Source organism: Bacillus niameyensis, from assembly GCF_001375535.1.
Classification (GTDB): Bacteria; Bacillota; Bacilli; order Bacillales; family Bacillaceae_C; genus Lederbergia; species Lederbergia niameyensis.
Window position 1 is genome coordinate 3,391,947 of the sequence record NZ_LN831197.1, and the last position, 3,985, is coordinate 3,395,931.

The following is a 3,985-nucleotide window of genomic DNA, read 5'->3' on the forward strand; positions in this document are numbered from 1 at the left end:
TTCCTCATATTACGAATGAAATTAAAGAGCGTATTTACCGGGCAGCAGAAAAGACGAAAGCAGATGTAGTTATTACAGAAATTGGGGGAACGGTTGGCGATATCGAGTCTCTGCCTTTTCTAGAAGCCATTCGTCAAATGAAGTATGATGTTGGCCTAAACAATGTTATGTATATTCATTGTACGCTTATTCCTTATTTACAAGCTGCTGGGGAAATGAAAACAAAGCCAACGCAGCATAGCGTGAAAGAACTTCATAGTTTAGGGATTCAACCAAATGTTCTAGTCGTCCGCACAGAACACCCGATTTCTGAAGAAATGAAAGATAAGTTAGCATTATTTTGTGATATTGATAAAGGTTCAGTCATTGAGGCGCGGGATGCCAGCACTTTGTACTCCATTCCACTCTCTTTGCAGGAACAAAAGCTAGATGAAATTGTTTGTAATCACCTTAAATTAATTTGTAATGAAGCAGATATGACCGAATGGAAGCAACTAGTAGAAAAAGTTTCAGGACTGATTAAAACAACGAAAATCGCCCTCGTTGGAAAATATGTAGAGCTTCAAGATGCTTATATTTCTGTAGTCGAAGCCTTGAAACATGCAGGCTATGCATTCGATTCTGATATTGATATTAAATGGTTAAATGCTGAAGATCTTTCTTCTGAAAATGTCGCAGAATTACTAAGCGATGTAGATGGTATTTTAGTTCCAGGCGGATTTGGTGATCGCGGAGTAGATGGGAAATTAGCAGCCATTCAATATGCCCGCGAAAAGAAAGTCCCATTTCTTGGGATCTGCTTAGGAATGCAGCTATCATCCATTGAATATGCACGTAATGTCTTAGGGTTGGAATCAGCTCATTCATCAGAACTTGTTCCTGAGACAGAATACCCTATTATTGATTTATTGCCTGATCAAGGAGATGTAGAAGACTTAGGCGGAACATTACGTCTTGGCCTTTATCCATGTAAAATTGAACAAGGTACAAAAGCGTATGAAGCCTATGACCAAGATTTGATAGAGGAACGCCATCGCCATCGTTATGAATTCAATAATTTATATCGGGAGCAAATGGAAGCACACGGATTTATCTTTTCTGGTACAAGCCCAGATGGCCGCTTAGTAGAAATTGTGGAATTAAAGGATCATCCTTGGTTTGTCGCAAGCCAATTCCATCCAGAATTCAAATCACGTCCAACTAAGCCACACCCATTGTTTTACCGTTTTATTGAAGCATCTTTTAAAAATTAAAGAAATAGAGAAGGGGGCTGTCCAAAAAGTGGAAGATCACTTCCCTTTTTGGCTGCCTCTTTTAGTTGTTTTAAACGAGGGTGTTGATTTCCGCAGAAGGCACTCGCTTTCCGCGGGCATGGCTTGAGCCTCCTCAGTCGCTGTGCGACTTGCGGGGTCTCAAGGCTCATGTTATTCCCGCAGGAGTCTCGCACCTTCTGCTCCGATCAACGTGCTTAAAGACGCGTAAATATAAAAATGACTTCAAGAACGTGAAGAACTGGACATATCAAGAAGAGGACGATATCTTCATCTGTCCGAATGGACAGAGAATCATTTTTAAAAGGGATCAAAACAAGAAAAAAGCCTCAGGATTTGTGCAAAGCTACAAGATTTACGAATGAGAAGACTGTTTGGGTTGCCCATTGAAAGAAGTCTGCACAAAAGTCAAAGGTGATCGTCAAGTTCATTGGAATCCGATTTTCGAAGAAATGAAAACAAAAGCAAAAACAGCCCTTGAATGTGATAAGAAGGCAGCTATCTACGCTCGGCGCAAGATTGAGGTGGAAAGCGTGTTCGGTCACATCAAGGGCAATTGATCATTCCGTAGATTTTTACTACGGGGTCTTGAAAAGGTCCACACTGAATTCGGAATTGTGGCCTTTGCTCACAATCTCCTGAAAATAGCTGGCGAATGCTGGCTATTTTCAGGTAATAAGCAAAAAGATACAAAAACAGGAGGAGAAAACAGTGTCATTTTTCTCCTCTTGCCTTATATAAGCTAATCTTCATAGTCCTCTAAAATTTCTTCCAACGCAAATTTCAATAAAGAATAAATATAAAGCCCTGCCATTAAAGAAGGGAAGCCAACTCGATTTCCATCATCACCTGGGAGTAATGGTTTTAGAAGGTGGGTGTGGATATGGACGTCTGCAAGATCTGTTATTCTTTTTCCTTCAGAATCTCTATTTCCAGAAATCGCTACAAAAGGTATCCCCTTTTCCGCAAGTTCTTCAGCTAGTTTTATAGCTTCCTCATGGTCCGAATAGCGTGTCAGGATAAGGACTCGATCTACAGATTCTATACTAGCGACCGATTCAAGCCGACGAGCAATTTTTAAAGGTTCTGCGCCTTCCAAAGCTTCGAAGGTAACACCATCCATTTCGTCAAAACCTTTAATGAAAATCGTGCCTTCTCCTGCTGCCGCCTGGGCTAATAGTCTAGCACCGTCCTCGATTGAATATTCTTCATGATCCATGATTCGCTTAAAAAGTCCCATTAATTGGGTTGTGAACATTTTTTGCATATAAATTCGCTCCTTTGACCCATTCTTTTTATTATATATTAAAAAAATAGGAAAAACAGTTTCTAGAATTACATATTAGGGAAGGAGTAATTGAAAAGAAACAGAAATAATAGTTATGGAATTGTAACTTAATGCTCTATTAACTTCCAAGTATTTTGCTTATAATGATGAGTGTAGAGAGGGAGATGAAATGAAGGGAAAACTTTTAATTGTTGATGATCAGTTTGGTATTCGAACACTATTAAACGAAATTTTTCAAAAAGAAGGTTTTCAAATTTTTCAAGCAGCTAACGGTCCTCAAGCTTTATCGATCGTAAAAGAGCATGATCCTGATCTGGTTTTATTAGATATGCGGATTCCAGGGATGGACGGTCCCGAAATTCTCAAAAGAATGAAACAAATAAATGAGCATATTCGTGTAATCATTATGACGGCTTATGGAGAACATGAAATGATAGAAGCTTCAAAAGAACTAGGAATTCTGGGTCAATTCACTAAACCCTTTGATATCCAAGAAGTTCGAGAAACTGTAAAAAAGTATATTTCGAACTAGATCATTTACATAATAAATAAGTGAAGCTTTATTTTAAATAGGTCTTACTATCAGTGCATGGTATTGTAAAATAAGGTTTCCTTCTAAAAAAGTTTGCTATCATTGGTAATAAAAAGACGAATTTGATATGATAATAAAGAAATAAATCCAGCCCAGCAAAATGGAGCCGGATAGTCCTAGCACACCAGTGCGCAGTTTACTTAGAGGAGGAAGAAAGTATGCCTTTAGTTTCCATGACTGACATGCTTAATAAAGCAAAAGATGAAAAATACGCAGTAGGCCAATTTAATATCAATAACCTTGAGTTTACTCAAGCGATCCTTCAAGCTGCTGAAGAAGAAAAATCACCTGTTATCCTTGGTGTATCAGAGGGTGCCGCGCGCTATATGGGCGGATTTAAGTTTGTTGTAAAAATGGTCGAAAGTTTAATGGAGGAATATGGTACTACCGTTCCTGTCGCAATTCACCTTGACCATGGTTCAAGTTTTGAAGCATGTGCACAAGCAATTCATGCAGGTTTCACATCTGTTATGATTGACGGTTCCCATTTCCCATTAGAAGAAAACATTGAGTTGACTAAAAAAGTTGTTGAACTTGCTCATATTCATGGAGTATCTGTTGAAGCAGAACTTGGACGAATTGGTGGACAAGAAGATGATTTAACAGTTGATGATGCAGATGCAGCATATGCTATTCCAGCAGAATGCGATCGTCTTGTTCGTGAAACAAAAGTAGATTGCTTTGCTCCTGCATTAGGATCTGTTCATGGTCCTTACAAAGGTGAACCAAATCTTGGCTTTGATCGAATGGAAGAAGTTCGTGATTTGACTGGTATTCCACTTGTTCTTCATGGCGGTACTGGAATCCCGACAAAAGATATTCAGCGTGCTATTT

General features: G+C 38.9%; 5 protein-coding genes. 4 read left to right on the top strand and 1 reads right to left on the bottom strand.

The genetic code is table 11. The features are described 5' to 3' along the window. Together pyrG and BN1243_RS15905 are read left to right on the top strand one after the other, a co-directional pair. On the top strand, positions 1–1,253 hold a 1,253-nt coding region (pyrG, locus tag BN1243_RS15900), incomplete at its 5' end, for a glutamine hydrolyzing CTP synthase (RefSeq protein WP_062108422.1). 392 nt (positions 1,254–1,645) lie between these two features. Beyond that, positions 1,646–1,831: a transposase gene (locus BN1243_RS15905; RefSeq protein ID WP_062108423.1), complete on the top strand. Its 186-nt coding sequence runs from the start codon at positions 1,646–1,648 to the stop codon at positions 1,829–1,831. Between the two features lie 182 nt (positions 1,832–2,013). Here the strand turns inward: BN1243_RS15905 and BN1243_RS15910 are convergent, their stop codons facing one another. Next, complete coding sequence (locus BN1243_RS15910) at positions 2,014–2,538, bottom strand: DUF2529 domain-containing protein (RefSeq protein ID WP_062108425.1); 525 nt, start codon at positions 2,536–2,538, stop codon at positions 2,014–2,016. A gap of 190 nt (positions 2,539–2,728) precedes the next feature. On the opposite strand from BN1243_RS15910, the gene BN1243_RS15915 reads away from it, so the two are divergent. Further along, a complete protein-coding gene (locus BN1243_RS15915; RefSeq protein WP_062108427.1) occupies positions 2,729–3,091 on the top strand; it encodes a response regulator in 363 nt (120 codons plus the stop codon). Between the two features lie 218 nt (positions 3,092–3,309). Beyond that, positions 3,310–3,985, top strand: a 676-nt coding sequence (locus tag BN1243_RS15920; RefSeq protein WP_062108429.1) for a ketose-bisphosphate aldolase, incomplete at its 3' end; no start/stop codon positions are given.